Raw genomic sequence first — 3,577 nt, 5'->3', positions numbered from 1 at the left:
CCTGTCCGGCCGGACGGGCGAGGCGCTGGACCGGCGCGTCGCGGATCTGACGACCGCGCTCGACACCCCGCTCGACACCCCGCTCGACCTGGCGGACGTCGCGTTCACCCTCGCGGTGGGGCGCAGGCACCTGCGCCGGCGGCTCGCGGTGGTGGCCTCGGACGTCGAAGAGCTGCGTGCCACGCTCGCGGCTGTGCGTGCGGGCGAGCTGCCGCCCGGCTCCTACCGGGGCGCGACCACCGGTGCGCCGTCGGACGAGCTGCACCGGCTGGCCGCGTCGTACGCGGCCGGCGAGGACGTCGACTGGTCGGCGCACCTGCCGGCCAGGCGTCGCGTCCCGCTGCCCACCTACCCCTTCGAGCGCCGGTCGCACTGGCCCGTGTCGACGTCCACGCCAGAAACGGCCGCCCCGGCGGCGTCCAGGCAGGAAGCCGCGCCGCGACCGTCATCGTCACCGTCATCAGTGCCAGTGCCAGTGCCGGGGCCGGGGCCGGGGCCGGAGTCGGAGTCGGCGGTCGGCGGTCGGTCCGCTGGCGTGTCAGCTGACCCCCGACCACTGGATCGTGGCCGATCACCAGGTGGCCGGCAGGCCGGTGCTCCCCGGTACCGCGGCTGTCGAGCTGGTGGTGGACGCGGTGCGGCGCGGTGGGCACGACCTGCCGGTGCGGCTGCGGGGCGTGCGCTGGCTGCGGCCCTTCGTCGTGGACGAACCGCGGCGGGCTCGGGTCGAGGTGTCCGAGGGCGAGTTCACCGTCGACGCGGGCCTGGGTGAGCCCGCCGCCGTGCGTGGCGCGATCGGGGCGGTCCCCGACGCCACGCCCGCAGTGGAGGCGCACGAGATCGCCCGCGCCCTGCCCGACGTGCGCGAGGGTGCCGACCTCTACGCCGCCTTCGCCGCGGCCGGGCTGGCCTACGGCCCGGCGTTCCGGCTGGTCCGCTCCGTGCGCCACGACCGCGACACGGCGGTCGGCGAGCTGGCCGCCCCGCCGAACCCGGATGGGTTGACGGTGCACCCGGCGCTGCTCGACGCCGCGCTCCAGACAGCCGCGGTGCTCGTGTCCGACGCCGGGGGGCCGTGGTTGCCGTTCGTCGCCGATCAGATCGACGTGCTGGCCCCGGTTTCCGGTCCGGCCCGCTCGGTCGTCCGGCGGCGCGGCGGGATGTTCGACGTCGACCTCGTCGATCTCGACGACGTCGTGTGCGTGCGGGTGCGCGGCCTGTTGCTGCGCCCTCACCGCGATCCGCTGGCTGGGCTGGTGCGCGTGCCACAGTGGCGGGAGGCACCCACGCCCGGCGCCGCCCCGCGCCACGGGAAGACGGTCGTGCTGCACCCGGCTGACCTGGCGGACACCGCGGACACGCTGGCCCGCGTCCTTCCCGACGCCCGGCTGGCGTGTCCGGGGGAGCGGTTCGACCTGGACTGCGACGCGCTCTATGTGGTAGCCGACGCGGCGGGCGCGCCCCGGCTGGACGGTCGCAGCCGTAACGCCGAGGCCCTGTTCCCGGTGCTGCGCGACCTCGCCCGGGCCAGGCGCGGCGGGCGGCCGCTGTCGCTGCGTGTGGTCACCAGCGGCGCGGTCGCACTGCCCGGCGACCCGGACGGGCCCGACCCCGACCAGGCGGCCCTGCTGGGGCTTCTGGGCTCGGTAGCCGGGGAGTGGCCGGACTGGTCGGTGTCCGTGCTGGACTTCGACGTGTTCGACGCCGTTCGGGCCGTGGCCGAGCCCGGCGCCGACCGGGTGGTCGCCTGGCGTAGCGGCCGACGTCACGTGCGGGTCTTCCACCCGGTGGCGGCCGGGCCCGGTCAGCCGTTCCGGGCGGGCGGGGTGTACCTGGTGGTGGGCGGCGCGGGCGGCATCGGCCGGGCGCTGACCCGGCACCTGCTGCGCACCGCGTCGGCGCGGGTGGCCTGGCTCGGCCGCAGCGCCGACGTGGAGGTGCCGCGGGGAGTCGAGTACCTTCGCGCGGACGTCACCGACCCCGCCGCGGTGGCCGCGGCCGTGGCCTCGGTACGCGACCGCCTCGGGCCGATCGCCGGGGTGTTCCACGCCGCGATGGTGCTGCGGGACCGGACCGTCGCGAACCTGGACGACGACACCTTCCGCGAGGTCATGGCGCCCAAGGCGGCCAGCACCGCCGCGCTGTTCCAGGCGGTGCGCGACGAGCCGCTGGACTTCCTGGTGTTCTTCTCCTCGGCCGCCGCCGTGGTCGACAGCCCCGGACAGAGCGCCTACGCGGCGGGCAGCGCCTACCAGGACGCCTACGCCCTCGCGGTCCGTGCCGACTTCCCGGTGCTGAGCGTCGACTGGGGGTACTGGGGCAGTGTCGGCGCGGTCGCCGACGCCGAGCACCGGGCCCGGCTCGCGGCGCTCGGCGTGGGGTCCGTCGAACCGGCCGAGGGACTGGCCGCGCTGGACGCGCTGCTGACCGCGCGCGTGCCGCAGGCGTTGGTGGTCAGGGCGTCCCCGGGATGGTGGGCCCGACTCGACGCGCCGGAGGCCTACGGGCAGCGGCGCCCTGTCGTGGCGGACGCGCGGCGGACGGCTCGGGACTACGTGCGCGCTGTGTTCGCCGAGGTGCTCAGGCACCGCGCGGAGGACCTCGACGACGACGTCACGTTCGACGAGTTCGGCGTGGACTCGCTGATCAGCCAGCAGATCGTCACCCGGCTGGAACGGGATCTCGGTGACCTGCCGGCGACGTTGCTGTTCCAGCGACAGACCATTGCGGCCCTGGCCGACCACCTGACCCGGGAACGCCCCGACAAGGTGGCGGCCGTGCTCGCGACGCCGGGCACGGCCGGGGCGACCAGCCCCGGGTCGTCGCCGCGCGGCGGTTCGGCGCCCGGCGCCGCACCTGCTACCACGGTGGTCGGTGCGGCATCCGGCGGCGCTGTCTCGTCCCCCGCGCCCGAGGGGATCGCCGTGATCGGAGTGAGCGGGCGATACCCCGGCGCGCCGGACGTGCGGGCGTTCTGGCGCAATCTCGCCGCGGGTGTGGTGAGCGTGACCGAGGTGCCGCGGGAGCGATGGGACTGGCGGCCCACCTACGACCCCCGGCCGGGCACGCCGCAGCGTTCTCCCAGCCTGTGGGGCGCCTTCCTGGAGGACGTCGACCGGTTCGACCCGGCGTTCTTCTCGGTCCTGGCCCGTGAGGCGGCGTTCCTCGACCCCCAGGAGCGGCTGTTCCTGGAGACGGCGTGGAACCTGCTGGAGGAGACCGGCTACCTCGGCGAGCACACCCGCGAACCGGCCACCGGCGTGTTCGTCGGCGTCATGTACGGCACCTACGGGCAGCTGGGCGCGACCAGGTGGCACAGCGGCGAGCTGGCGGGCGCGCACTCGTCGCGGTGATCGATCGCCAACCGGGTGTCGTACTTCCTCGACCTGTCCGGCCCCAGCTACGCGGTGGACAGTGCCTGCTCCTCCTTGCTGACCGCTGTGCACCTGGCGTGCGAGAGCATCCGGCGCGGTGAGTGCCGGATGGCCGTCGCGGGAGGGGTCAACCTCGTCCTGCACCCGGCGCACCACGTGTCGCTGAGCGCGCTGAACATGCTGTCCCCGGATGGGCTGTGCAA

The 3,577-nt window shown here is 75.5% G+C and carries 3 pseudogenes; all 3 read left to right on the top strand.

The window, feature by feature from the left end:
* Window position 1: 1 nt before the first annotated feature.
* Window positions 2-145, top strand: a pseudogene (locus ACY45C_RS04025) (CurL C-terminal domain-containing protein); the annotation flags it as partial.
* Between the two features lie 31 nt (window positions 146-176).
* Window positions 177-2,735 (top strand): annotated as a pseudogene (locus tag ACY45C_RS04020) (type I polyketide synthase); the annotation flags it as partial.
* 33 nt (window positions 2,736-2,768) lie between these two features.
* Window positions 2,769-3,577 (top strand): annotated as a pseudogene (locus tag ACY45C_RS04015) (beta-ketoacyl [acyl carrier protein] synthase domain-containing protein); the annotation flags it as partial.

The organism is Frankia sp. CcWB2, from assembly GCF_977927585.1.
This window is presented reverse-complemented; position numbering and strand designations above follow the sequence as displayed.